General features: G+C 69.5%; 19 protein-coding genes and 2 pseudogenes. 19 read left to right on the plus strand and 2 right to left on the minus strand.

The features are described from left to right. The first annotated feature begins 18 nt into the window (after positions 1 to 18). The 12 genes and pseudogenes from HK415_RS22960 (at position 19) to HK415_RS23015 (ending at position 13,819) form a co-directional block, all read left to right on the plus strand. A complete protein-coding gene (locus HK415_RS22960; protein WP_253262383.1) occupies positions 19 to 1,719 on the plus strand; it encodes an MFS transporter in 1,701 nt (566 codons plus the stop codon). Positions 1,720 to 1,882: 163 nt separating this feature from the next. Next, positions 1,883 to 3,403 (plus strand): ABC transporter substrate-binding protein, encoded by a 1,521-nt coding sequence (locus HK415_RS22965; protein ID WP_171563711.1) that lies wholly within the window; start codon positions 1,883 to 1,885, stop codon positions 3,401 to 3,403. Between the two features lie 16 nt (positions 3,404 to 3,419). Then, positions 3,420 to 4,336, plus strand: a pseudogene (locus HK415_RS22970) (ABC transporter permease). Then, positions 4,336 to 5,244, plus strand: a complete 909-nt coding sequence (locus tag HK415_RS22975; RefSeq protein ID WP_171563712.1) for an ABC transporter permease — start codon at positions 4,336 to 4,338, stop codon at positions 5,242 to 5,244. The pseudogene HK415_RS22970 and the gene HK415_RS22975 overlap by 1 nt, the downstream one beginning before the upstream one ends. Further along, on the plus strand, positions 5,231 to 6,226 hold the full coding sequence (locus HK415_RS22980; protein WP_171563713.1) for an ABC transporter ATP-binding protein: 996 nt from the start codon (positions 5,231 to 5,233) through the stop codon (positions 6,224 to 6,226). Before HK415_RS22975 ends, HK415_RS22980 begins: the two co-directional genes overlap by 14 nt. Further along, positions 6,223 to 7,191: an ABC transporter ATP-binding protein gene (locus tag HK415_RS22985; protein WP_171563714.1), complete on the plus strand. Its 969-nt coding sequence runs from the start codon at positions 6,223 to 6,225 to the stop codon at positions 7,189 to 7,191. The genes HK415_RS22980 and HK415_RS22985 overlap by 4 nt, the downstream gene beginning before the upstream one ends. Further along, the gene (locus tag HK415_RS22990; RefSeq protein ID WP_171563715.1) at positions 7,188 to 8,579 is read left to right on the plus strand and encodes a M20 family metallopeptidase; all 1,392 of its coding nucleotides are present in this window, start codon (positions 7,188 to 7,190) and stop codon (positions 8,577 to 8,579) included. The genes HK415_RS22985 and HK415_RS22990 overlap by 4 nt, the downstream gene beginning before the upstream one ends. A gap of 84 nt (positions 8,580 to 8,663) precedes the next feature. Further along, entirely contained in the window at positions 8,664 to 8,990 is a 327-nt protein-coding gene (locus tag HK415_RS22995; RefSeq protein ID WP_171563716.1) for a YdhR family protein, read from the plus strand. A gap of 93 nt (positions 8,991 to 9,083) precedes the next feature. Continuing rightward, a pseudogene (locus HK415_RS23000) lies at positions 9,084 to 10,281 on the plus strand (MFS transporter). 70 nt (positions 10,282 to 10,351) lie between these two features. Then, positions 10,352 to 11,233, plus strand: coding sequence for an isocitrate lyase/PEP mutase family protein (locus HK415_RS23005; protein ID WP_171563717.1), 882 nt, complete (start codon positions 10,352 to 10,354; stop codon positions 11,231 to 11,233). Between the two features lie 277 nt (positions 11,234 to 11,510). Next, positions 11,511 to 12,332, plus strand: coding sequence for a tripartite tricarboxylate transporter substrate-binding protein (locus HK415_RS23010; protein ID WP_373684674.1), 822 nt, complete (start codon positions 11,511 to 11,513; stop codon positions 12,330 to 12,332). After that, positions 12,329 to 13,819, plus strand: coding sequence for a M81 family metallopeptidase (locus tag HK415_RS23015; protein WP_171563718.1), 1,491 nt, complete (start codon positions 12,329 to 12,331; stop codon positions 13,817 to 13,819). Before HK415_RS23010 ends, HK415_RS23015 begins: the two co-directional genes overlap by 4 nt. A gap of 34 nt (positions 13,820 to 13,853) precedes the next feature. Here the strand turns inward: HK415_RS23015 and HK415_RS23020 are convergent, their stop codons facing one another. Continuing rightward, a complete protein-coding gene (locus tag HK415_RS23020; RefSeq protein WP_171563719.1) occupies positions 13,854 to 14,660 on the minus strand; it encodes a 2-keto-4-pentenoate hydratase in 807 nt (268 codons plus the stop codon). 99 nt (positions 14,661 to 14,759) lie between these two features. On the opposite strand from HK415_RS23020, the gene HK415_RS23025 reads away from it, so the two are divergent. The 5 genes from HK415_RS23025 to HK415_RS23040 are packed head-to-tail and all read left to right on the plus strand — an operon-like array spanning position 14,760 to position 18,864. After that, a complete protein-coding gene (locus HK415_RS23025; protein WP_171563720.1) occupies positions 14,760 to 15,794 on the plus strand; it encodes an amino acid ABC transporter substrate-binding protein in 1,035 nt (344 codons plus the stop codon). Positions 15,795 to 15,816: 22 nt separating this feature from the next. Beyond that, positions 15,817 to 16,992, plus strand: a complete 1,176-nt coding sequence (locus HK415_RS23030; RefSeq protein ID WP_171563721.1) for an amino acid ABC transporter permease — start codon at positions 15,817 to 15,819, stop codon at positions 16,990 to 16,992. Between the two features lie 10 nt (positions 16,993 to 17,002). Then, positions 17,003 to 17,248, plus strand: a complete 246-nt coding sequence (locus HK415_RS26725; protein WP_309246880.1) for a hypothetical protein — start codon at positions 17,003 to 17,005, stop codon at positions 17,246 to 17,248. Beyond that, positions 17,245 to 18,108: an amino acid ABC transporter permease gene (locus tag HK415_RS23035; protein ID WP_309246881.1), complete on the plus strand. Its 864-nt coding sequence runs from the start codon at positions 17,245 to 17,247 to the stop codon at positions 18,106 to 18,108. The genes HK415_RS26725 and HK415_RS23035 overlap by 4 nt, the downstream gene beginning before the upstream one ends. A 12-nt stretch (positions 18,109 to 18,120) precedes the next feature. Continuing rightward, entirely contained in the window at positions 18,121 to 18,864 is a 744-nt protein-coding gene (locus tag HK415_RS23040) for an amino acid ABC transporter ATP-binding protein (protein ID WP_171563722.1), read from the plus strand. Between the two features lie 36 nt (positions 18,865 to 18,900). On the opposite strand, the gene HK415_RS23045 is transcribed toward HK415_RS23040, so the two are convergent. Further along, the gene (locus HK415_RS23045; RefSeq protein ID WP_171563723.1) at positions 18,901 to 19,602 is read right to left on the minus strand and encodes a type 1 glutamine amidotransferase domain-containing protein; all 702 of its coding nucleotides are present in this window, start codon (positions 19,600 to 19,602) and stop codon (positions 18,901 to 18,903) included. Between the two features lie 308 nt (positions 19,603 to 19,910). On the opposite strand from HK415_RS23045, the gene HK415_RS23050 reads away from it, so the two are divergent. Next, the gene (locus tag HK415_RS23050) at positions 19,911 to 21,137 is read left to right on the plus strand and encodes a four-carbon acid sugar kinase family protein (RefSeq protein WP_171563724.1); all 1,227 of its coding nucleotides are present in this window, start codon (positions 19,911 to 19,913) and stop codon (positions 21,135 to 21,137) included. Continuing rightward, a complete protein-coding gene (gene pdxA, locus HK415_RS23055; RefSeq protein ID WP_171563725.1) occupies positions 21,134 to 22,135 on the plus strand; it encodes a 4-hydroxythreonine-4-phosphate dehydrogenase PdxA in 1,002 nt (333 codons plus the stop codon). The genes HK415_RS23050 and pdxA overlap by 4 nt, the downstream gene beginning before the upstream one ends. Positions 22,136 to 22,145 lie beyond the last annotated feature (10 nt).

Consider the following 22,145-nt stretch of genomic DNA (forward strand, 5'->3'; position numbering starts at 1 on the left):
CAACAAACAGGAGACATCATGGCTGTGGCATCCAGCGCCGGCGCGACGCCGGTGGCAACCAGCGGTGCGATGACGCGCGAGGAAAAGAAGGTGATCTTCGCCTCCTCGCTCGGCACCGTGTTCGAGTGGTACGACTTCTACCTGTACGGATCGCTCGCCGCGATCATCGCCAAGCAGTTCTTCTCGGGCCTCGATCCGACCTCGGCCTACATCTTCGCGCTGCTGGCGTTCGCCGCCGGCTTCCTGGTGCGTCCCTTCGGCGCCATCGTGTTCGGCCGCCTGGGCGACATGATCGGCCGCAAGTACACCTTCCTGGTGACGATCCTGATCATGGGCGCGTCGACCTTCATCGTCGGCCTGCTTCCCAGCTACGCGGCGATCGGCATTGCCGCCCCGGTGATCCTGATCGCGCTGCGCATGCTGCAGGGCCTGGCCCTCGGCGGCGAGTACGGCGGTGCCGCGACCTACGTCGCCGAGCACGCACCGCACGGCAAGCGCGGCGCCTACACCTCGTGGATCCAGACCACCGCGACGCTGGGCTTGTTCCTGTCGCTGCTGGTGATCCTGGGCGTGCGCAACTTCCTGGGCGAGAAGGAGTTCGGTGACTGGGGCTGGCGCATTCCCTTCCTGCTGTCCATCGTGTTGCTCGGCATCTCGGTGTGGATCCGCCTGAGCCTGAACGAATCGCCTGCCTTCCAGAAGATGAAGGCCGAAGGCAAGACTTCCAAGGCGCCGCTGGCCGAGTCCTTCGGCCAGTGGAAGAACCTGAAGATCGTGATCCTGGCGCTGCTGGGCCTCACCGCCGGCCAGGCGGTCGTGTGGTACACGGGCCAGTTCTACGCCCTGTTCTTCCTCACGACCATCGCGAAGGTCGACATCACCACGGCCAACCTGCTGATCGCCGCCTCGCTGCTGATCGGCACGCCCTTCTTCATCCTGTTCGGTTCGCTGTCCGACCGGATCGGGCGCAAGCCGATCATCATGGCGGGCTGCCTGCTGGCCGCGCTCACCTACTTCATGGTGTTCCCGATGCTGCTGAAGGCCGCCAATCCCGGCATCGTGGCCGCGCAGCAGGCGACCAAGGTGACGGTCACGGCCGATCCCGCGCAGTGCTCGTTCCAGGGCAGCCCGATCGCGCGCGACATCGACTTCACGTCCTCGTGCGACATCGCCAAGCGGGCGCTGACCCAGTCCTACGTGCCGTACGAGAACAAGGCGGGCGCCGCCGGTTCCGTCGCGACGATCACGCTGGGCGACAAGGTGCTGACCGCGCCGACGGGCACGCTGAACGAGGCGCGCAACGGCTTCTCCGCGGAGAGCACCAAGGCCATCGCCGACTTCCGCAAGGGCCTGGGCGACACCGCCAAGGCCGCGGGCCTGACGCAGGCCGCGGACACGGCGAAGATGAACAAGGGCATGGTGCTGGCCATCCTGGTGTACCTGGTGATCCTGGTGACCATGGTGTACGGCCCGATCGCGGCCATGCTGGTGGAGCTGTTCCCCACCCGCATCCGCTACACCTCCATGAGCCTGCCGTACCACATCGGCAACGGCTGGTTCGGCGGCCTGCTGCCCACCACCGCCTTCGCCATGGTGGCCGCCACCGGCGACATCTTCTACGGCCTGTGGTACCCGGTGATCGTGGCCGCGGGCACCTTCATCATCGGCATGCTGTTCATCCGCGAGACCAAGGACGTGGACATCTACGCGCGTGACTGACCCGGCCTTGCGCCTGCAGGAGGCCCGCTTCGGCGGGCCTTTTATGGCGTGCCGCGGGCGCCCACGGCGGAATGGGCGGGGTCTAAGGGTTAGCCTGCACCCGAATGGGGCACCGGGGTCGGTATCTTCCTTGCTTTCCCAGCGAAGCAAGCAGGAGCAGTCCATGACCCCCATCCAGAAACTCGCCGCGGGTGCGCTCGCAGCGGCCCTCGTCGTTGCCGCGCCCGCCTGGGCCGGCAAGAAGAACGACACGCTGAACATGGCGTACGACCAGGCGCCGGAGAGCGTGGACCCCTACTTCAACAACGTGCGCATCGGGGTGATCCTCACCGCCAACGTCTGGGACACCTTGCTCTACCGTGACCCGGTGACGCACGAATACAAGGGGCAACTGGCGAAGAGCTGGCGGCAGGTGGACGACAAGACGCTCGAATTCGAGCTGCGCCAGGGCATCAAGTTCCACAACGGCGAGGACTTCGACGCCGACTCGGTGGTGCACACCCTCACCTTCGTCGCCGACCCGGCGAACAAGGCCGTGACGCAGCAGAACGTGCAGTGGATCCAGCGCGTGGACAAGATCGACCGCTACAAGGTGCGCGTGGTCAGCAAGGAGCCCTTCCCGGCGGCCAAGGACTACCTGGCCACCACGCTGGCGATCCTGCCCGCCAGGTACTACAAGGAAGTGGGCCCCAAGGGCATGAACGCCAAGCCGATCGGATCGGGCCCCTACAAGGTGGTGGAGCACGTCCCGGGCAAGTCGATCACGCTGGAGAAGTTCGACGGCTACTTCCGCGAGTCGCCGCGCACGCAGCCGAAGATCGGCAAGGTGCGCATCCGCTTCATCCCCGACCGCCAGACGCAGATGGCCGAAGTGCTGGCCGGCGGCGAGGAATTCATCATGCACGTGCCCAAGGACCAGGCGGAAAAGCTGCAGGCCGTGCCGCACCTGCAGGTGCTCAGCGGCAACACCATGCGCATCGTGTTCCTGCAGATGAACACGCTGGACGGCGCGCCCGCCCCGCAGCTGAAGGACCTGCGCGTGCGCAAGGCGATCGCGCACGCGATCGACCGCGAGGCGATCATCAAGAACATCGTGGGCGGCGGCGCCGAGATGCTGCACACCATCTGCACGCCGTCGCAGGTGGGCTGCACGCACGAGGGCGCGCCGGTCTACAAGTACGACCCGGCGCTGGCGAAGAAGCTGCTGGCCGAAGCGGGCTACCCGAACGGCTTCGAGGTGGACATCCACGCCTACCGCGAGCGCAACCAGACCGAGGCCATCATCAACTACCTGCAAGCGGTGGGCATCAAGGCCAAGCTGAACTTCATGCAGTACGCCGCCATGCGCGACCAGGTGCGCGCCAACAAGGCGGCGCTGGTGCACCAGACCTGGGGCTCCAACCTGGTGAACGACACCTCGGCGTCCACGCCCGTGTACTACGGCGGCGGCGCGGACGACATCGCGCGCAACCCGCAGATCAAGGACCTGCTGGACAAGGGCGACCACACGGTGGAACCCAAGGCGCGCAACGAGTACTACAAGAAGGCGCTCAACCTGATCGCCGAGAACGCGTATTCGGTGCCGCTGTGGTCGCTGCCGGTGTATTACGTGGCGACCAGGGAATTGAACTTCCGCCCCTACGCCGACGAGCTGCCGCGTCTCTGGGAGATGAGCTGGAAGTAAACCGCGAAAGCGGCCGATGCTGTTCTACATCCTCAAGCGCCTCGGGCTGGCCGTGCTCGTGGCGCTCACCGTCTCGTTCATCGCCTACCTGCTGGTCTTCGTCTCGGGCGATCCCGCCGTGGCGCTGGCCGGCGAGGGCGCGCGCGCGGCGGATATCGAGATGGTGCGCAAGACCTACGGCTTCGACCGCCCGATCGCCGTGCAGTACGCGGAGTGGCTGGGCAAGCTGCTGCGCGGCGACCTCGGGACCTCGGTGTACTTCAAGACCGAGGTGGCGCCGCTGGTGGCGCAGAAGCTGGGCACGACCCTGATCCTGGGCGCCGCCGCGATCGCCGTGGCGCTGGCGATCTCGGTGCCGCTGGGCGTGCTGGCCGCGATCTACCGCCAGAGCTGGATCGACCGGCTGTGCCTCGCCGTCGCGGTGCTCGGCCAGGCCCTGCCCAACTTCTTCTTCGCGCTGCTGCTGATCATGCTGTTCTCCATCACCTGGCGCGTGCTGCCGGTGTCGGGCAGCGGCACCTGGCAGCACTTCGTGATGCCGGCGCTGGCCCTGGGCTACTACGCGGCGCCCGCGTTCATGCGGCTGATCCGCGCCGGCATGATCGAGGTGCTGGATGCCGACTACATCCGCACGGCGCGCGCCAGGGCCTGCCGCCGGCCACCGTGGTCTTCAAGCACGCGCTGCGCAACGCGATCGTGCCGGTGGTGGCCCTGGCGGCCGTGCAGCTGGGCTTCCTGCTCGGGGGCTCGGTGGTGATCGAGACCATCTTCGCGCTCGACGGCCTGGGCTACCTCGCCTACCAGAGCATCAGCAACAAGGACTTCCCGGTGATGCAGGTGATCGTGCTGCTGCTGTCGGTGATCTACGTCGTGCTCACGCTGGCGGCCGATGTCGCGAACGCGTGGCTCGACCCGCGCATCCGGGTGGCCTGATGTCGGCGCAACTCCCCATCGCCGTCGACGCGCTGCCGGAACTGCAGGCGGCGCCCGTGCCGCCGTCGGCGCTGCGGCGCTTCTTCCGCAACAAGGCGCTGGTGGTCGGCGGCGGCATCCTGCTGGCGATCGTGCTGCTGGCGATCTTCGCGCCGCTGTTCAGCCCCCACGACCCCTACGTGCAGGACCTCGCGAACCGCACGGTTCCGCCGGCCTGGGCCGCGCAAGGCAGCTGGGCCCATCCGCTGGGAACCGACGCGCTAGGGCGCGACTACCTCTCGCGCCTGATCCACGGCGCCCGCATCTCGCTGCTGATCGGCGTGAGCGTGGCGCTGATCTCCGGCGTGATCGGCACCACCATGGGCCTGCTGGCCGGCTACTTCGGCGGCCGGACCGACATGCTGGTGTCCTTCATCGTGACCACGCGCCTGTCCATGCCGGTGATCCTGGTGGCGCTGGCCACCGTGGCGCTGGTCGGCGGCTCGCTGTGGGTCGTGATCCTGGTGCTGGGGCTGCTCAAGTGGGACCGCTTCGCCGTGGTCATGCGCAGCGCGACGCAGCAGGTGCGTTCGCTGGAATACGTCGCCGCGGCGCAGGCCGCCGGCGCATCGACGGCGCGCATCATCCGCAGCGAAGTGCTGCCCAACGTGTTGCCGCACCTGATCGTGGTGGCCTCGCTGGAAGCCGCCAGCGCGATCCTGCTGGAAGCCTCGCTGTCCTTCCTGGGCCTGGGCGTGCAGCCGCCGCTGCCGTCCTGGGGCCTGATGATCTCCGAAGCCAAGGCCTACATGTTCTTCTCCTTCTGGCTGATCGCCATCCCGGGCAGCGCGCTGGCGCTGCTGATCTTCGCGATCAACCTGGCCGGCGACGGCCTGCACCAGGTGTTCATGCCCCATGAGCGCAGCTGACGCCAGCGTCGTCCTCGACGTGCAGGGCCTGCACGTGGACATCCCCACGGGTTCGGGCGTGGTGCATCCCGTGCGCGACGTGTCCTTCCAGGTGCGCCGCGGCGAGACCCTGTGCATCGTCGGCGAGTCCGGCTGCGGCAAGTCCATGACCTCGCTGGCGCTCATGGGCCTGCTGCCGCGGGCCGCCGTGCGCAAGGCACGCGCGATGAACTTCCTCGGCGAGGACCTCACGCGCGCCGACCCGAAACGCATCAACGTGCTGCGCGGCGACCGCATGGCCATGGTGTTCCAGGAGCCGATGACGGCGCTCAACCCCGCGTACACGATCGGCGAGCAACTGATGGAGCACTACCGCCACCACCGCGGCGCCAGTGCGGCGCAGGCGCGCGAGCGCGCCATCGAGCTGCTGCAGAAGGTGGGCATCGCCTCGGCCGGCGAGCGGCTGCGGCAGTACCCGCACCAGCTGTCCGGCGGGCTGCGCCAGCGCGTGATGATCGCGATGGCGCTGATGTGCGGGCCCGAGCTGCTGATCGCCGACGAGCCGAGCACTGCGCTCGACGTCACCATCCAGGCGCAGATCCTGCGCCTGCTGGCCGACCTGCAAAAGGAGCTGGGGATCGCGATGGTGCTGATCACGCACGACCTCGGCGTGGTGGCCCGCATCGCCGACCGCGTGGCCGTGATGTATGCGGGCCAGGTCGTGGAGGAAGGCAGCGCGCAGGAGATCTTCGAGCGCCCGCGCCATCCCTACACGCGCGGCCTGCTGGAATGCATCCCGGTGCCCGGCCGGACCATGCCGGGCAGCCGGCTCGGCAGCATCCCCGGCGTGGTGCCCCCGCTGGCCGGCGAGTTGCGCGGCTGCAGCTTCCGCGAGCGCTGCCCGCACGCACAGGCGGCCTGCACGCAGGCCATCGAACTGCGCGACGGCGGCGCCGGCCGCCGCTGGCGCTGCGTGATCGACCTCGAGGCGGTGCCGGCATGAGTGCCCTCCTGCGCGTCGAGGCGCTGCAGCGCTCCTTCAGCGTCAACGCCGGCATGTTCCGCGCGCGCCGGCTGCTGCACGCCGTCAACGGTGTGGACATCAGCGTCGAGCGCGGCGACGTGCTCGGCATCGTCGGCGAATCCGGCTGCGGCAAGTCCACGCTGGCGCGCATGCTGCTCGGGCTGACGCCGCCGACGGCCGGCCACATCTTCCTCGAAGGGCAGGACATCGCGGCGCTGGACCGCAAGGCCGTGGCGCGGCGCATCCAGCCCGTGTTCCAGGATCCGTATTCCTCGCTCAACCCGCGGCGCACCGTGGCGTCCATCGTCGCCTTCCCGCTGGAGGTGCACGCCATCGGCACCCGGGCGCAGCGGCGCGCCCAGGCCATCGACATGCTGGAACGCGTCGGCCTGCCGGCGCGCTACGCCGACCTGACGCCGGGGCAGCTGTCCGGCGGGCAGCGGCAGCGCGTGGCGATCGCGCGCGCGCTGGTGATGAAGCCGGAGATCGTCGTCTGCGACGAGCCGACGTCGGCGCTCGACGTGTCGGTGCAGGCGCAAATCCTCAACCTGCTGCTGGACCTGCGGCAGGAGTTCAAGCTCACCTACGTGTTCATCAGCCACAACCTGGCGGTGGTGGAGCACATCGCGACCAAACTGGCCGTGATGTACCTCGGGCGCGTGGTGGAGTTCGCCGACACGCGCACGCTGTTCGCGCGGCCGCAGCATCCGTACACGCAGGCCCTGCTGGCCTCGGTGCTCACGCCCGACACCTCGCTGGGCATTCCGGACACCGGCCTGGGCCTCGCCTTCCCCGATCCGCTGAATCCGCCTGCGGGCTGTACTTTCCATCCGCGCTGCCCGCGCCGCTTCGAAGGCTGCGACCACACCCTGCCCCGGCTGCTCGCCAGCGGCGGCACGCAGGTCGCCTGCCACCTGTACTCCCAACCGGAAACCACCCCATGACATCCCGCGACGCCGCCATTGCCCGCGCCCGCAGCAGCTTCGACCAGGGCGAGTTCCGCGCCATGCTCGCGCGCCGCGTCGCGGTGCCCACCGAAAGCCAGAACCCGGAACGCGGCGCGGCGCTGCGCCAGTACCTGGACGGAGAGATCGGGCCTGCGTTCGAGGCCATGGGATTCACCTGCCGCGTGCTCGAACATGCGAAGGCGAAGGCGCCCTTCCTGCTCGCCGAGCGGATCGAGTCTCCGGGCGCGCCCACCGTGCTCGGTTACGGCCATGGCGACGTGATCCGCGGCCTGGACCGCGAATGGCACGAAGGCCTGTCGCCCTGGAAGCTGACCGAGCGCGAGGGCCGCTGGTACGGCCGCGGCATCGCCGACAACAAGGGGCAGCACAGCATCAACATGGAAGCGATGCGGCACGTGATCGCCACGCGCGGCAAGCTCGGCTTCAACGCGAAGTTCCTCGTCGAGATGGGCGAGGAGACCGGCTCGCCGGGCCTGCGCGAGCTGTGCACCGAGCAGCGCGGCGCGCTGAAGGCCGACCTGCTGATCGCCTCCGACGGACCGCGGCTGCGCGCCGAGCGGCCCACCGTGTTCCTCGGCTCGCGCGGCAGCATGAACTTCGACCTGAGCATCGAGGCGCGCGCCGGCGGCCACCACTCGGGCAACTGGGGCGGCCTGATCTCCAACCCCGGCATCCAGCTCGCGCACGCGATCGCCAGCATCACCTCGCCCACCGGCCAGATCCGCATCCCCGAGTGGGTGCCGAAGGAACTGCCCGCGTCGGTGCGGCGCGTGCTGGCCGACTGCGAAGTCGACGGCGGATCGGACGGCCCGCAGGTCGAGCCCTGGTGGGGCGAACCGGGCCTCACGCCCGCCGAGCGCGTGTTCGGCTGGAGCAGCTTCGAAGTGCTGGCCTACAAGACGGGCAATCCCGACACGCCGGTCAACGCCATCCCGCCGCGGGCCTGGGCGCGCTGCCAGCTGCGCTTCGTGGTCGGCGTGGATCCCGAGCACATCCTGCCGGCGCTGCGCCGCCACCTCGATCGCCACGGCTTCGGCATGGTGAAGCTGGAGACCACGCGCGAAACCTTCTTCAGCGCCACCCGCATCGACCCCGACGACGCCTGGGTGCAATGGGCCGTGGCCTCGCTGGCCCGCACCACCGGCAAGAAGCCCGCGGTGCTGCCCAACCTGGGCGGCTCGCTGCCCAACGACATCTTCACCGACGTGCTGGGCCTGCGCACGATCTGGGTGCCGCATTCGTACGCCGGCTGCTCGCAGCACGCGCCCAACGAGCACCTGCCGCCGGAGCTGCTGCGGGAAGGGCTGGAGGTGATGACGGGCCTGTACTGGGACCTGGGATCGGGGGAGACGCCGCGGGATTGATGAAGCCTGCGCATCAGTCGCCCCCACCAATGTCATGGGAGGGGTTTTCGGTGCGGCCGACAATGCGGCCAGCCGGAGGTCCCCATGATCATCGCCATCACTTCCTTCAGGTTGCCGGAGCCGATCACGCGCGAGCAGGCCCGCAGCATCTTCCTGAGCACCGCGCCGACCTACCGCGGCGTACCGGGCCTGTTGAAGAAGCACTACCTGCTTTCCGAGGACGGCACGACCGCGGGCGGCGTGTACCTCTGGAACTCGAAGGCGGACGCGCAGGCGCTGTACACGGAAGCGTGGCGCGCCTTCGTGCGGGGCAAGTACCGCACCGATCCCATCGTCACCTACTTCGACAGCCCGGTGCTGGTGGACAACGTGGCGGAGCAGGTCTTCACCGACGACTTGCAGCACTCGTAGCAAGGGCGAAACGGATGTCCGGAAGCGGCGCGCGCCGTTCCTGCGAACCGGCATGATGCCGGGCATGGCGAACAGGCTCCCCACGCTTTCCGGCTGCTCGCGGGCGCCAACCTGGGCGCGCAATCCGCGGAGCAACTGAGCCTGGCGGCCGTGCCGCTGGTGGCCGTGCTCGTGCTCGGCTCGGGGGCGGGCGACATCGGGCTGCTCGGGGCCATGCAGACCCTGCCCTTCCTGCTGCTGTCCATCCCGATGGGCCTGCTCGCCGACCGGATGCCGCGCCGGCAGGTGATGCTGGCGTCCGAGGCAGTGCGCGCGCTCTCCCTGCTCCTGCTGCTGCTGATGGTGGCGTCCGGCAGCACCAGCCTGGCCGGACTGGCCGTGCTGGGTTTCATCGGCGCGCTGGGGACGGTCGGCTTCACGGTGGCGGCCCCTGCCCTCGTGCCCGCGCTGGTACCGCGCGAACTGCACGCCCGCGCGAACGGCCGGCTGGAGCTCGCGCGCGCGCAGCGCGGCCTACGCGGGCGGCCCCGCGCTCGCCGGTGCCCTGGTCGCGTGGACCGGTGCGGCGTCCGCGTTCGTGCTGGCCACTGTGCTTTCGGTCGCGGCGGTGGCCCTCCTCTGGCGCCTCTCGGAGCCGGCGCGCGCGCCCGCGCCGGCCCGCCACGCGCTGGTCGAGATCCGCGAGGGCGCGCGCTTCGCCTGGCACGATGCCTTGCTGCGGCCCATCCTGCTGACCGGCATCGCCTGGAACATCGCGTGGTTCGTGCTGCAGGCAGCGTACGTGCCGTATGCGGTGCGCATGCTCGGGTTGTCGGCGCAGGCCGTGGGCGCCACGCTGGGCTGCTATGGCGCCGGCATGGTGGTGGGCGCCCTGTTCGCGCCGCGCGTGACGGCGGCCCTGCCTTTCGGGCGCGCGATCCAGCTGGGGCCGGCCGTGTCGGTCCTGGCCATCGTGGCGATGGTGGCGACGCTGGCCGTGCCGAGCGGCATCCTCGCCGGCCTGTCCTTCTTCCTGTTCGGGGCCGGACCCATCGTCTGGACCATCACGACGACGACACTGCGCCAGGCGATCACGCCGGGCGCGATGCTGGGACGCGTGGGCTCGGTGTTCCTCACCGTGAATGCCGGCGCCCGGCCGGTGGGCGCCGCCCTCGGCGCCGTCGTCGGCGGGCTGTGGGGCGAGCCGGCCTGCCTGTGGCTGGCGCTGGCCGGCTTCGTGCTGCAGGCCGGGATCATCCTGGCGTCGAGCATGAACGGGCTGCATCGCCTGCCGGAGTTGCGGCCGGGGTGATCGGGCGGCAGCTCCGCGGCCGCGGGAATGCTCCGTTGCCCCCGGGTCACGGGCCACTGCAGAATGCCGCATGTCCGCTGCCTCCCATTCCCGACCTTCCCTCGCCCAGCGCCTGCGCCAGCCCGGCCTCGTGGTCGCGCCCGGCGTGTACGACATGGTGTCGCTGCGCCTGGCCGACACCTTCGGCTTCGACGCGCTCTACATGACGGGCTTCGGCACCGTCGCCAGCCACCTGGGCCTGCCCGACGCGGGCATCGCCACCTACACCGACATGGTCCAGCGCGTGCGCCTCATGGCATCGATGGCGCGGGCGCCGCTGATTGCCGATGGCGACACCGGCTACGGCGGGCTGCTGAACGTGGCCCACACCGTGCGCGGCTACGAAGACGCGGGCGCGGCGGCCATCCAGTTGGAAGACCAGGAGTTCCCCAAGAAGTGCGGCCACACGCCGGGCCGCCGCGTCGTGCCGATGGCGGACATGGTGCGCAAGATCCGCGTGGCCTGCGAAGCCAGGACCAGCCGGGATTTCCTGATCATCGCGCGCACCGACGCGCGCAGCGCGCTCGGCCTGGACGAAGCGCTGCGCCGCGCCGAGGCCTACGCCGAAGCCGGCGCCGACATCCTGTTCGTCGAGTCGCCCGAGTCGGTCGAGGAGATGCAGAAGATCGGCCGCAGCACGGACCTGCCGCTGGTGGCGAACATGGTCGAAGGCGGCCGCACGCCGGTGCTGTCGCATGCCGATCTCGAGGCGATCGGCTACCGCATCGCGATCTTCCCGGTCACCGCCTTGCTCGCCGCCACCCACGCGATGCGCGAGGCCTACCAGCAGATCCGGCAGCAGGGCTCCTCGGCCGGCATGCCCGTGCCGCTCATGCCCTTCAGCGAGCTCACCACCCTGATGGGATTCGAGGAAGTCTGGGCCTTCGATCGCCGCCACGCCGAAACGGGCTGACCGGCCCACGCCCGGGCAGCCGCAGATCAACGACAAGGAGACAAAGCATGACCCCGAGCCCCTCTTCCCCCGCGGCAGCAAACGCCGCCACTGGCTCGCCGCCGGCGCGATCGCCGCGGCCTGCCTCGGCCTCGCGCCCTTGCCGGCCACCGCGCAGGATGCCTGGCCCGCGCGCCCGATCCGCCTGGTCGTGCCCTTCACCCCCGGCGGCGTGACCGACACCAGCGCGCGCGTGGTCGCCGAGTTCCTGGGCCGCCGGCTCGGGCAGAACGTCGTGGTGGACAACAAGCCGGGCGCCTCCGGCAACATCGGCATGGCCCTGGTGAAGGAGGCGCCCGCCGACGGCTACACGCTGGCGCTGGCCTTCGACGGGACCATGGTGATCAACCCGCACGTGTTCGCCAAGCTGCCCTTCGACACGCTCAAGGACTTCACCTCCATCGGCAAGATCGGCAACGCCACGCTGATCCTGGTGGCGAACCCGAACGCGCCGGTGAAGAGCCTGGCCGAACTCATCGCCGCGTCGAAGACCACGCCGGGCGGCCTGTCCTTCGGCACCTCCGGCACCGGCGGCACGCCGCACATCGCCGGCGAGCTGCTGAAGATGCGCACCGGCGCCAACCTGACGCACGTGCCCTACAAGGGCGGTGGCCAGGCATTGACCGACGTCGTCGGCGGCAGCATCCCGCTGGTCTACACCGCGGTGGCGGGCGCGCACGGCTTCGTCAAGAACGGCAAGCTCAACGCGCTGGCCGTTTCCAGCGCCCGGCGCTCCTCGTCGCTGCCCGACGTCCCCACCTTCGCCGAAGCGGGCGTGCCGGACTTCGTGGTCGATTCATGGGTCGGGCTGCTCGCGCCCGCGGGACTGCCGGCGGCGATTGCCGCGCGCCTGAACACCGAACTCAACGCGGTGCTGAACGACGCCGAGGCGCGCGAAGCTGCGCGTGCTGGGCATCGAAGCCACGCCGGGCAGCGCCGCGCAGTTCCGCGACGAGATGGCGCGCGACCTGGCGCGCTACGGCCCGGTGGTGAAGGCAGCCGGAATCAAGATCGACTGAGCCGGAAAAACCTCATCTCGCCGAAAGGAGCTGCGCCATGAAGCTGGTCATCGCCCAGATGAAGCACGAGACCAACACCTTCTCGCCGGTGCCCACGCCGCTGAAGCGCTTCGCGGTCGCGGGCGATGCGCCGCCGCGCGGCGAGGCTGCCGTCGCGGCCTATCGCGGCACCGGCTCGGCGATCGCCGCGTTCATCGAGCTCGCCGAAGCCGCCGGCGCGGAGTACGTGGTGCCCGTGGCCGGCGCTGCCTGGCCGAGCGGCCCGGTCGAGGATGCGGCCTTCGAGCACATCGCGTGCCTGATCTGCGAGGCGGTCGCCGCCGGGTGCGACGCGGTCCTGCTGGACCTGCACGGCGCCATGGTGACGCAGACGCACGAGGACGGCGAAGGCGAACTGCTGCGCCGCATCCGCGCGGTGGCGCCCCGGGTGCCGATCGGCGTCGCGCTGGACATGCACACCAACCTGTACGACGCCATGGGCGACAACAGCACGGTGATCGCCGGCTACCAGACCTACCCGCACGTGGACATGCACGGCACCGGCCTGCGCGCGGGACGCGCGGTGCTCGCCAGGCTCGCGGGGCGCGCACGGCCCACCATGGCCTGGGCGCGCGCCGACATGCTGCCGCACGTGATGCGCCAGGGCAGCGACGACGAACCGAACCGGACGCTGCAGGCCCGCTGCCGCGAAATGGAGGCGCAGGGCGCGCTGTGCGCCAGCGTCTTCGTCGGTTTTCCCAACGCGGACATCCGCGATGCGGGCCTGTCGGCCGTCGTCGTCACCGACAACGACCCGGCGCTCGCGCGCCGCTGGACCGACGAGCTCATCACCCTGGCGTGGCAGCGGCGCGCCGAGTTCGTCTACAAGATCGAGCCGCTGGCCGAGTCCATGGCACGGGCCCAGGCGCTCGCCGCCGCGAAGCCGCCCGGCAGCGGCCCGGTCGTCCTGCTGGATCACAGCGACAACTGCGCGTCCGGCGGCACCATGGACACCATGTCGGTGCTGGGCGCGATGCTCGATGCCGGGCTCACGGATGCGGCCGCCTTCGCGATCTACGACCCGGCGGCGGTGCAGCAGATGATGGCCGCCGGCATCGGCGCGACGATCACGCTGCCGCTGGGCGGCAAGCTGGACATGCCCGGCATCGGCCTGAAGGGCACGCCGCGCGTGGTGACCGGACGCGTGCGGCGCCTGTCCGACGGGCAGTACCGCAACCGCGGCCCGATGGCCACCGGCGAGATGGGCAGCATGGGCCCGTGCGGCGTGCTCGAGGTCGGCGGCATCCAGGTGGTGGTGATCAGCGACCACGTGGAGCCGCACGACATCGCGCCCTTCACCGCGGTGGGCATCGCGCCGGAGACGCTGCGGTTCCTGATGCTCAAGAGCCGGATCCACTGGCGCGCGGGGCTGCGCTCGCTGGCGCATGCCGTGGTGGAATGCGCGGGCACGGGCGTGTGCACGTCGGATTACGGGAAACTGGAGTTCCGCAAGGTGCGGCGGCCGATCTATCCGCTCGACGATCTCTGAACGGACGATCGATCAAGATGTGGACGCTTGCCGGTCAGGTGAACGAGACCTGTACGTTTCCGAGCCCGGAGAACTCCATCGTCGCCTCATCGCCGGCCTGGAGCCAGAGGGTCTTGACCAGGCTGCCGGTCATCACGATCTCGCCTGCACGCAACCCGGCGCCTTGACTCGCCAGGTGGTTGGCCAGCCAGGCCAATGCATTGTGCGGATGGCCGAGGACATCGGCGCCCGTGCCTCGGCCCGTCTCCCGGCCATTGACCAGGGCCCGGCCTTCCACGTCGACCAGGTCCGCGACCGCGGCGCGCGCGACCGGTTCCCCGAGAACGATGCCTGCGGCGAAGAAGTCGTCGGCGATCAGCGTCGGCGCGCCCAGCGTTTCCCACTTCGCATAGCGGTCGTCCACGATTTCGATCGCCGGCAGGTAGCACTCGATGCTGTCCGCCACGGAATCCCTGGTGAAGGGGGCGCCTTCCGGACCGAGATCCTTGCCCAGGCGGACCGCGATCTCGCACTCGACACCGACGCGAACGAAACCCGCCGCATCCAGCACGACCCCGCTTCGATGCACTCCGCGTGCATGGACGCCGCCTGCGCACGGATGCGGAATGGCAAGGTACTTCTGCATGACATCGCTGGTGCAGCCGATCTTGTAGCCGACCGGCGGACCCAGTTCCTTCGCCAGGAGCCGATGGACTTCCGACTGGACCCGGTAGCCGTCCGCGATGCTCCTCGGCATGAGGCCCTCCGGCAGGGCAGGTAGCGGCGTCAGGCTGGTTCGCGCTGCCGCGATGGCCTGCGCAGCCTGCCGCAACAGGCCTGGAGCGAGATGCTGGTCCGTCATAGCGTTTTCCCTAGCTTGGAGCTGGGTTATTCTGCACCGGGCCTTGCGCACGCAGGCGCGGCGCGACGCCGCGAGAACATCAAACCAAGGAGACAAGCCATGAAGAGACTCAGCACCCGATGCCTGGCCTGGACGCTCGCGCTCGGAGGCCTCATAAGTGCATCGCCCGCATGGGCCGGCAAGACGCTGGACGGGATCAAGTCGCGCGGCCAGGTGGTCTGCGGCGTGCACACCGGCCTGGCCGGTTTCTCGGCGGCGGACTCCACCGGCAAGTGGACGGGCCTGGACGTCGACATGTGCCGGGCCGTCGCGGCCGCGGTGCTGGGCGACCCCGAGAAGGTGAAGTACGTGCCGCTCACGGCCCAGCAGCGCTTCACTGCCCTGCAGTCGGGCGAGATCGACCTGCTGTCGCGCAACACCACGCTCACCCTCACGCGGGACGCCTCGCTCGGCCTGCAGGGCACCGTGGTCACCTACTACGACGGGCAGGGCTTCATCGTCCCCAAGAAGAGCAACATCAAGAGTCCCAAGCAGCTGAAGAACCAGACGGTCTGCGTGCAGTCGGGGACCACGACCGAGAAGAACCTGACCGACTTCTCCAAGGCCAACAACCTCAACATCAAGACGGTGGTGTTCGAGAAGGAGGAAGCGGCGACCGCCGCCTACTTCGCCGGCCGCTGCATCTCGTACACCACCGACGCTTCGGGGCTGGCCTCGATCCGCAACAAGGTGGCGACCACCCCGGCCGACCACGTCATCCTGCCGGACCTGGTGTCCAAGGAGCCGCTGGGCCCGATGGTGCGCCGCGGTGACGACGAGTGGCTCGCGATCGTGAAGTGGGTGATCTACGGCCTCATCGAGGCCGAGGAATACGGCGTCACCCAGGCCAACGTCGACCAGCTCAAGGCCAGCAGCCAGGACCCGGTCGTCAAGCGCATGCTCGGCACCGGCGAGGACATGGGCAAGCTGCTGGGCCTGGACAAGGACTGGATGGCGCGCGCCGTCAAGGCGGTGGGCAACTACGGCGAGATCTTCGAGCGCAACGTCGGCCCGAAGTCCGCCCTGGGACTGCCGCGCGGCGTCAACAGCCAGTGGAACAAGGGCGGGCTGATGTACGCCCTGCCGATGCGCTGAGCACCCTGCCTGCAAGCGGCTGATGGCGGCGAAACGCCCGCGCGCGAGGAACGCCTGGTCCTGGCGCAGCCGCGCCTTTCGCGGGCTGGTCTACCAGGTGGTGGCCGCGGCCGCCATCGCCGCGCTGGCGTGGTTCCTCTGGTCCAACACGCTGCACAACATGCGCGTGCGGGGCATCCAGAGCGGCTTCGACTTCCTGGGGCAGCAGGCCGGCTTCACGATCGGCGAAAGCCTCTTTCCCTTCGACTCCGCCGAGTCGTACCTCAAAGGCTTCGCCGTCGGCCTGAGCAACACCTTGCGGGTTGCCGTGGCCGGCATCGTGCTGGCCACGGTGATCGGCACGCTGGTCGGCGTGGGCCGCTTCTCGCGCAACCTGCTGGTGCGCTCCCTGTGCGCGGGGTACGTCGAGTGCTTCCGCAACATCCCCGTGCTGCTGCAACTGCTGGTGTGGTACCTGGTGCTCACCGAATTCCTGCCCGGCGTGGGCGAGGAATGGAAGGCGGGCCCCTTCTTCCTGAGCAAGGGCGGCCTCAACTTTCCCGTTCCGGTGTGGAGTCCCGGACAGGCCTGGAGCGTCGCGGGCCTGGGCGTGGGCCTGCTGCTGGCATGGGGCTATCGGCGCTGGGCCAGGCGGCGCTTCGAAGACACGGGCAAGCCCCGCAGCATGTTCTGGACGCCGCTCGCCATCGTGGTGCTCGCCACGCTGGTCGGGTGGACGCTCGGCGGCGCGCCCACCGCCCTGGACGTGCCGCGCAAGGGCGAGTTCGCGGTGGAGAACGGGGGCGCGCTCACGCCGGAATTCCTGGCCTTGTGGCTGGGGCTGTCGCTGTACACCGCGGCGTTCATCGCGGAAGTGGTGCGCTCCGGCATCGCGGCCGTTCCGCAGGGGCAATCCGAAGCCGCCGCGGCCCTGGGGCTGGACCACCGCATGGAGATCCGGCTGGTGCTGGTGCCGCAGGCGCTGCGCGTGATCATCCCGCCGCTGACCAACCAGTACCTCAACCTCACCAAGAACTCGTCGCTGGCCGTCGCCATCGGCTATCCCGACGTGGTGTCCATCGCGAACACGTCCATGAACCAGACGGGCCGGGCCGTGGAGTGCATCGCCATCATCATGGTGGTGTACCTCACGCTGTCGCTCGGCACCTCCGCGCTCATGAACTGGTACAACGCCCGCGTGGCGATCAAGGAAAGGTGAGGCGCGTGGCATGAGCGCAGCGCAATTCCAGCCCATCGCCCCGCGCCCGGCGCCGCGCAGCCACGCGGGCACCATCGATTGGCTGCGGCGGCAGCTGTTCGGCGACTGGCGCACCGGGCTGGCCACCGTGCTGCTGGGAGGGCTGCTGCTGTGGGTGGTGCCGCAGGCGCTGGACTGGACCCTGTTCAGCGCGGTGTGGCGGCCGGACCTCGCGGCGTGCCGCGCCGCGCAGGGCGAAGGCGCCTGCTGGGGGTGATCGCCGAGAAGTACCGCCTGATCCTGTTCGGCCGCTTCCCCTACGAGGAACAGTGGCGCCCCCTGGTCGCCACGCTGCTGCTCATGGGCCTGGTGGTGGCCAGTTGCATGCGCACGTTCTGGAAACCGTGGCTCGCCGTCCTGTGGGCGCTGGTGCTGATGGCCTTCCTCGTGCTGATGTACGGCAACGTGGCGGGCATGAGCAAGGTGACCACCGACCGCTGGGGCGGCCTGCCGCTGACGATCCTGCTGTCGACGCTTTCCATCGCCCTGGCGTTCCCGCTGGCGCTGCTGGTGGCGCTCGGGCGCCGCTCCAACCTGCCGGCGATCCGCGCCCTGTGCACCCTCTACGTGGAACTGGTCCGCGGCGTGCCGCTGATCTCGGTGCTGTTCATGGCGTCGTTCATGTTCCCGCTGTTCCTGCCGCAAGGCCTGACGATCGACGTGCTGATCCGCGTGCTGGTGGGCATCACGCTCTTCGCCGCCGCCTACCTGGCCGAAGTGATCCGCGGCGGCCTGCAGGCCGTGCCCAGGGGGCAGGTGGAGGCCGCCGCCACGATCGGGCTGTCGTACTGGCAGACGCAGCGCAAGATCGTCCTGCCGCAGGCGCTGGCCATGGTGGTGCCCAGCATCATGAACAGCTTCATCTCGATCCTGAAGGACACCTCGCTGGTCAGCATCGTCAGCCTGTACGAGCTGACGGGCTCGATGGACATCGCCCTCAACAGCGATGCCAACTGGAAGCCGTTCAAGCTCCAGGCCTACTTCTTCATCGCGCTGATCTACTTCGCCCTGTGCTTCGCGATGTCGCGCTACAGCCGCTGGGTGGAGGCGCGCCTGAACCAGAGCAAGCAGCGCTGACGCGCAAGCCCCATGCCCGATCCCATCATCAGCTTCGAAAAAGTCAACAAGTGGTACGGCAACGACTTCCACGTCCTGCGCGACATCGACCTGAGCGTGGCGCAGGGAGAGCGCATCGTGATCTGCGGACCCTCGGGCTCCGGCAAGTCCACGCTGATCCGCTGCGTGAACGCGCTGGAGGAATACCAGGAGGGGCGCCTCGTGGTGGACGGCATCGAGCTGGGCGACGACGTGAAGGCCATCGACCAGGTGCGCCGCAAGGTCGGCATGGTGTTCCAGCAGTTCAACCTCTTTCCGCACCTCACGGTCATGGAGAACCTGACGCTGTCGCCCATGTGGGTGGGCAAGCTGCCGAAGAAGCAGGCCGAGGAGAAGGCGATGCAGCAGCTCGAACGCGTGCGCATCGCCGAACAGGCGGCCAAGTACCCGCTGCAGCTGTCCGGCGGCCAGCAGCAGCGCGTGGCGATCGCGCGGGCGCTGTGCCTCACGCCCAGGATCATGCTGTTCGACGAGCCCACCTCCGCGCTCGACCCCGAGATGATCAAGGAAGTGCTCGACGTGATGATCGAGCTGGCGGAGCAGGGCATGACCATGCTGTGCGTGACGCACGAGATGGGTTTCGCCAAGGCCGTCGCGGACTCGGTCATCTTCATGGACCAGGGCCAGATCGTCGAACGCAACAAGCCGCACGACTTCTTCAACAACCCGCAGAGCGAGCGCAGCCGGGACTTCCTGTCGAAGATCCTGGGGCACTGAACCTGCGGCAATGAGTTGCCGCAGGCCGCGGCGCGCCTACCGCGCGGCGTGAGCCGGGGTCGCCTGCAGGACCTGCAACAGCGCCTGGGCGCCCGCCGCCGACGAGGCCGGGTTCTGGCCAGTGACCAGCAGCCCGTCGGTGACGACATGGGACTGCCAGTCGCCGCTCTTGCTGTAGAGGCCGCCTGCGGCCTTGAGCATGTCCTCCACCAGGAACGGCACCACCTTGGTCAGGCCGACCGCCGCTTCCTCGGTGTTGGAGAAGCCCGTGACGCGCTTGCCCCTCACCAGTGGCCCGCCGTCGGGCGCCTTGACATCGCGCAGGACGCCGGGCGCATGGCACACCACCGCCACCGGCTTGCCGGCGGCCAGCGTACCTTCGATCAGGGCGGCGGAATCGCGGCTTTCGGCGAGGTCCCACAGGGGGCCGTGGCCGCCCGGGTAGAACACCGCGTCAAAGTCGTCGGCGCGCATCGACGCCAGCGTACGGGTGGAGGCCAGCGCCTGCATCGCCGCCTTGTCGTTCCGGAAACGGCGGGTCGCGTCGGTCTGGGCATCGGGTTCGTCGCTCTTGGGATCGAGGGGAGGCTGGCCGCCCCGCGGCGAGGCGAGCGTGATGTCGGCGCCGGCATCCTGGAACACGTAGTAGGGCGCGGCCAGCTCCTCGAGCCAGAAGCCGGTCTTCTTCCCGGTGTCGCCGAGCCGGTCGTGCGACGTGAGAACCATCAGGATCTTCATGGGGGAACCTCGCGATTCAATGGGGTTGCAGAGCCCGTGATGTCCGCACGGCTGCTGCGGCGGGGAGTCACGGGTCGACTGCGCAGGGTAAGCGATGCGCCGCGGCTGAGTTCCTGTGGATCGTGCTGCCTCAACAGCAGCGGCCGAGTGTCTGGAACCGAGCACGGCAATCAGCGATGTTGCCTCGTCGACGCGGTGGCGCGGCAATAGGCAGCGTTTCTTCGCGGGGTTCCGAGGAGAGCACCCAGGGCCGCTGTTAGCCGAAATCAGGCATGCCCCGCGAGCTACAGTCGGGGCATGGCGGGCCCATGGACATCCTGATCATCGCCGACGACCTTTCAGGCGCGGCCGACTGCGCGGTCGCGTTCGCGCGCACCGGGCAGCGCACGGTGGTGGCGCTGCAGCCTTCGACCCCGGAAGCCGACGTCATCCTGGCCTTCGATACGGACACGCGGCGCCTGCCGGCCGCCGAGGCGGCACGGCGAACGCGCGAGGTCTACGAAGCCGCCCGGCGACGCGGCCAGAGGCTGTACAAGAAGATCGACTCCACGCTGCGCGGCAACTGGGCCGCGGAGGTGGCCGCCCTGCGGCAGCCCGCGGGCCTGGCCATCGTGGCTCCGGCGTATCCGGCCATGGGCCGCACGGTGCGCGACGCGCAGGTGCATGTCGACGGGCGCGCCCTGGCGGACACCGAGCTGTGGAAGCTGGAACACGCGCATCGGCCAGCGGCGATCGACGCGCAGTTGCAGGAGGCGGGACTGCAGACGGCGAGGCTCGAGGCCGATGCGCTGCGCGACCGACCCGAAGAGATGTCGGCCCGCATCACGGCTGCTGCCTCCGACGAGATCGGCGCGTTGATCGTCGACGCGCAGTTCGAGCAGACCTTGCGCACGCTGGCCCAGGTCACCGCTGACAGCAAGGCGCCCTTCTTCTGGGTGGGATCCGCGGGGCTGGCGCGCGAGATCGCGGGGCTGCGTCCCGCGCGCGCCGCGCCTGAGCTCGCGCCTGCTTCCGGGCCCACGCTGGTGCTCGTCGGGAGCCTGTCGGCCGTCACGGATCGGCAGTGCCGCGTGCTGCGTGCGTCCGGGGCTTTCCAGGAACTGGTCGTGCCGCCGTCGCTGCTCCGGCAAGGCCGGTCGCATCCCGACTGGCCATCGCTGCACGCGCGCATCGGCGAGGTGTTGGTCGCCGGCGCCGACCTGCTGCTGCGCATCGGCCGCGAGCAGGCGCTCGACCCCTCCGAAGGCGCGCTGTTCGCCACTGCGCTGGCCAGGCTGGTGGGACCGCACTTCGCCCGCGTCGGCGCGCTCATCGCCACTGGCGGCGAGACCGCGCGCGCCATGCTGGTCGAGGCGGGCATAGCCAGCGTCGAATTGCTGGCCGAACTCCAGACCGGCGTGGCCGCGGGCATGCCCTCCCGCGGCCACGCGCATCGTCCCTATATAGTCACCAAGGCGGGAGGCTTCGGCAGCGACGAGACTCTGTACGACGCTTGGACCCGCCTGCGTTCTCCCCGGTCACGGACTCCCCAATGAGCAATTACCTTCCCGTCGTCGGAATCACCATGGGCGATGCCGCGGGCGTCGGCCCCGAGGTCGTCGTCAAGACCCTGTCGCGCAGGTCGCTGTACGACGAATGCCGCCCGCTCGTGATCGGCGACGCCAGGCGGCTCGAACTCGCGAACCGCCTCGTGAAGGGCGACGTGAAGGTCCGCAGCATCGCCGACGCGTCGCAGGCGCGGTACGAGCCCGGCACCATCGACTGCATCGACCTGAAGCTGATCCCGGCGGACCTGCCTTTCGGCCAGATCTCGCCGGTCGCCGGCGATGCCGCCTTCCGCTGCATCGAGCGCGCCGCGGCCCTGGCGCAGGCGGGCGAGATCGACGCGATCTGCACGGCGCCGCTGAACAAGGAAGCGCTGCACGCGGGCGGCCACAAGTACCCCGGGCACACCGAGATGCTGGCGCACCTGACGGGCGTCGACGAGGTCTCGATGATGCTCGTGGCACCCAGGTTGCGCGTCATCCACGTCACCACGCACATCGGCATCCTCGACGCGATCCGGAAGATCGAGCCCGGCCTGGTGCAACGGACCATCGAACGCGGCCATGCGACGCTGGTGAAGGCGGGCATCGCACATCCGCGCATTGGCGTCTGCGGCATCAATCCGCATGCGGGCGAGAACGGCCTGTTCGGCTACGGCGAGGAAGAGGAAAAGATCATTCCGGCCGTGAAGTTGCTGCAGGAGCGCGGGATGGACGTCACCGGCCCGCTCCCCGCGGACACGCTGTTCTTCCGCGCCGGCCGCGGTGACTTCGACCTGGTGGTGGCGATGTACCACGACCAGGGCCACGGGCCGGTGAAGGTACTGGGCCTGGAGGCGGGCGTGAACGTCACCGTGGGGCTGGACGTGATCCGCACTTCGGTCGACCACGGCACGGCCTTCGACATCGCCGGCAAGGGGATCGCCGACGACGGGAGCATGGTGGAAGCCATGCGGCAGGCCATCGAGCTGGCCACGCGGCGGCGGTGATGCCTGGCGC

This window comes from Ramlibacter montanisoli, from assembly GCF_013087525.1.
Classification (GTDB): Bacteria; Pseudomonadota; Gammaproteobacteria; order Burkholderiales; family Burkholderiaceae_C; genus Ramlibacter; species Ramlibacter montanisoli.

Excerpts from the sequence above, each read along its gene's own strand:
- HK415_RS23015 (WP_171563718.1), top strand. The coding sequence starts at position 12,329 with ATGAAGCTGGTCATCGCCCAGATGAAGCACGAGACCAACACCTTCTCG.
- HK415_RS22965 (WP_171563711.1), top strand. The coding sequence starts at position 1,883 with ATGACCCCCATCCAGAAACTCGCCGCGGGTGCGCTCGCAGCGGCCCTC.
- HK415_RS22975 (WP_171563712.1), top strand. The coding sequence starts at position 4,336 with ATGTCGGCGCAACTCCCCATCGCCGTCGACGCGCTGCCGGAACTGCAG.
- HK415_RS23040 (WP_171563722.1), top strand. The coding sequence starts at position 18,121 with ATGCCCGATCCCATCATCAGCTTCGAAAAAGTCAACAAGTGGTACGGC.
- HK415_RS26725 (WP_309246880.1), top strand. The coding sequence starts at position 17,003 with ATGAGCGCAGCGCAATTCCAGCCCATCGCCCCGCGCCCGGCGCCGCGC.
- HK415_RS22995 (WP_171563716.1), top strand. The coding sequence starts at position 8,664 with ATGATCATCGCCATCACTTCCTTCAGGTTGCCGGAGCCGATCACGCGC.
- HK415_RS22980 (WP_171563713.1), top strand. The coding sequence starts at position 5,231 with ATGAGCGCAGCTGACGCCAGCGTCGTCCTCGACGTGCAGGGCCTGCAC.
- HK415_RS23005 (WP_171563717.1), top strand. The coding sequence starts at position 10,352 with ATGTCCGCTGCCTCCCATTCCCGACCTTCCCTCGCCCAGCGCCTGCGC.
- pdxA (WP_171563725.1), top strand. The coding sequence starts at position 21,134 with ATGAGCAATTACCTTCCCGTCGTCGGAATCACCATGGGCGATGCCGCG.
- HK415_RS22985 (WP_171563714.1), top strand. The coding sequence starts at position 6,223 with ATGAGTGCCCTCCTGCGCGTCGAGGCGCTGCAGCGCTCCTTCAGCGTC.
- HK415_RS23050 (WP_171563724.1), top strand. The coding sequence starts at position 19,911 with ATGGACATCCTGATCATCGCCGACGACCTTTCAGGCGCGGCCGACTGC.
- HK415_RS23020 (WP_171563719.1), bottom strand. The coding sequence starts at position 14,660 with ATGACGGACCAGCATCTCGCTCCAGGCCTGTTGCGGCAGGCTGCGCAG.
- HK415_RS23025 (WP_171563720.1), top strand. The coding sequence starts at position 14,760 with ATGAAGAGACTCAGCACCCGATGCCTGGCCTGGACGCTCGCGCTCGGA.
- HK415_RS23030 (WP_171563721.1), top strand. The coding sequence starts at position 15,817 with ATGGCGGCGAAACGCCCGCGCGCGAGGAACGCCTGGTCCTGGCGCAGC.
- HK415_RS22960 (WP_253262383.1), top strand. The coding sequence starts at position 19 with ATGGCTGTGGCATCCAGCGCCGGCGCGACGCCGGTGGCAACCAGCGGT.
- HK415_RS22990 (WP_171563715.1), top strand. The coding sequence starts at position 7,188 with ATGACATCCCGCGACGCCGCCATTGCCCGCGCCCGCAGCAGCTTCGAC.
- HK415_RS23045 (WP_171563723.1), bottom strand. The coding sequence starts at position 19,602 with ATGAAGATCCTGATGGTTCTCACGTCGCACGACCGGCTCGGCGACACC.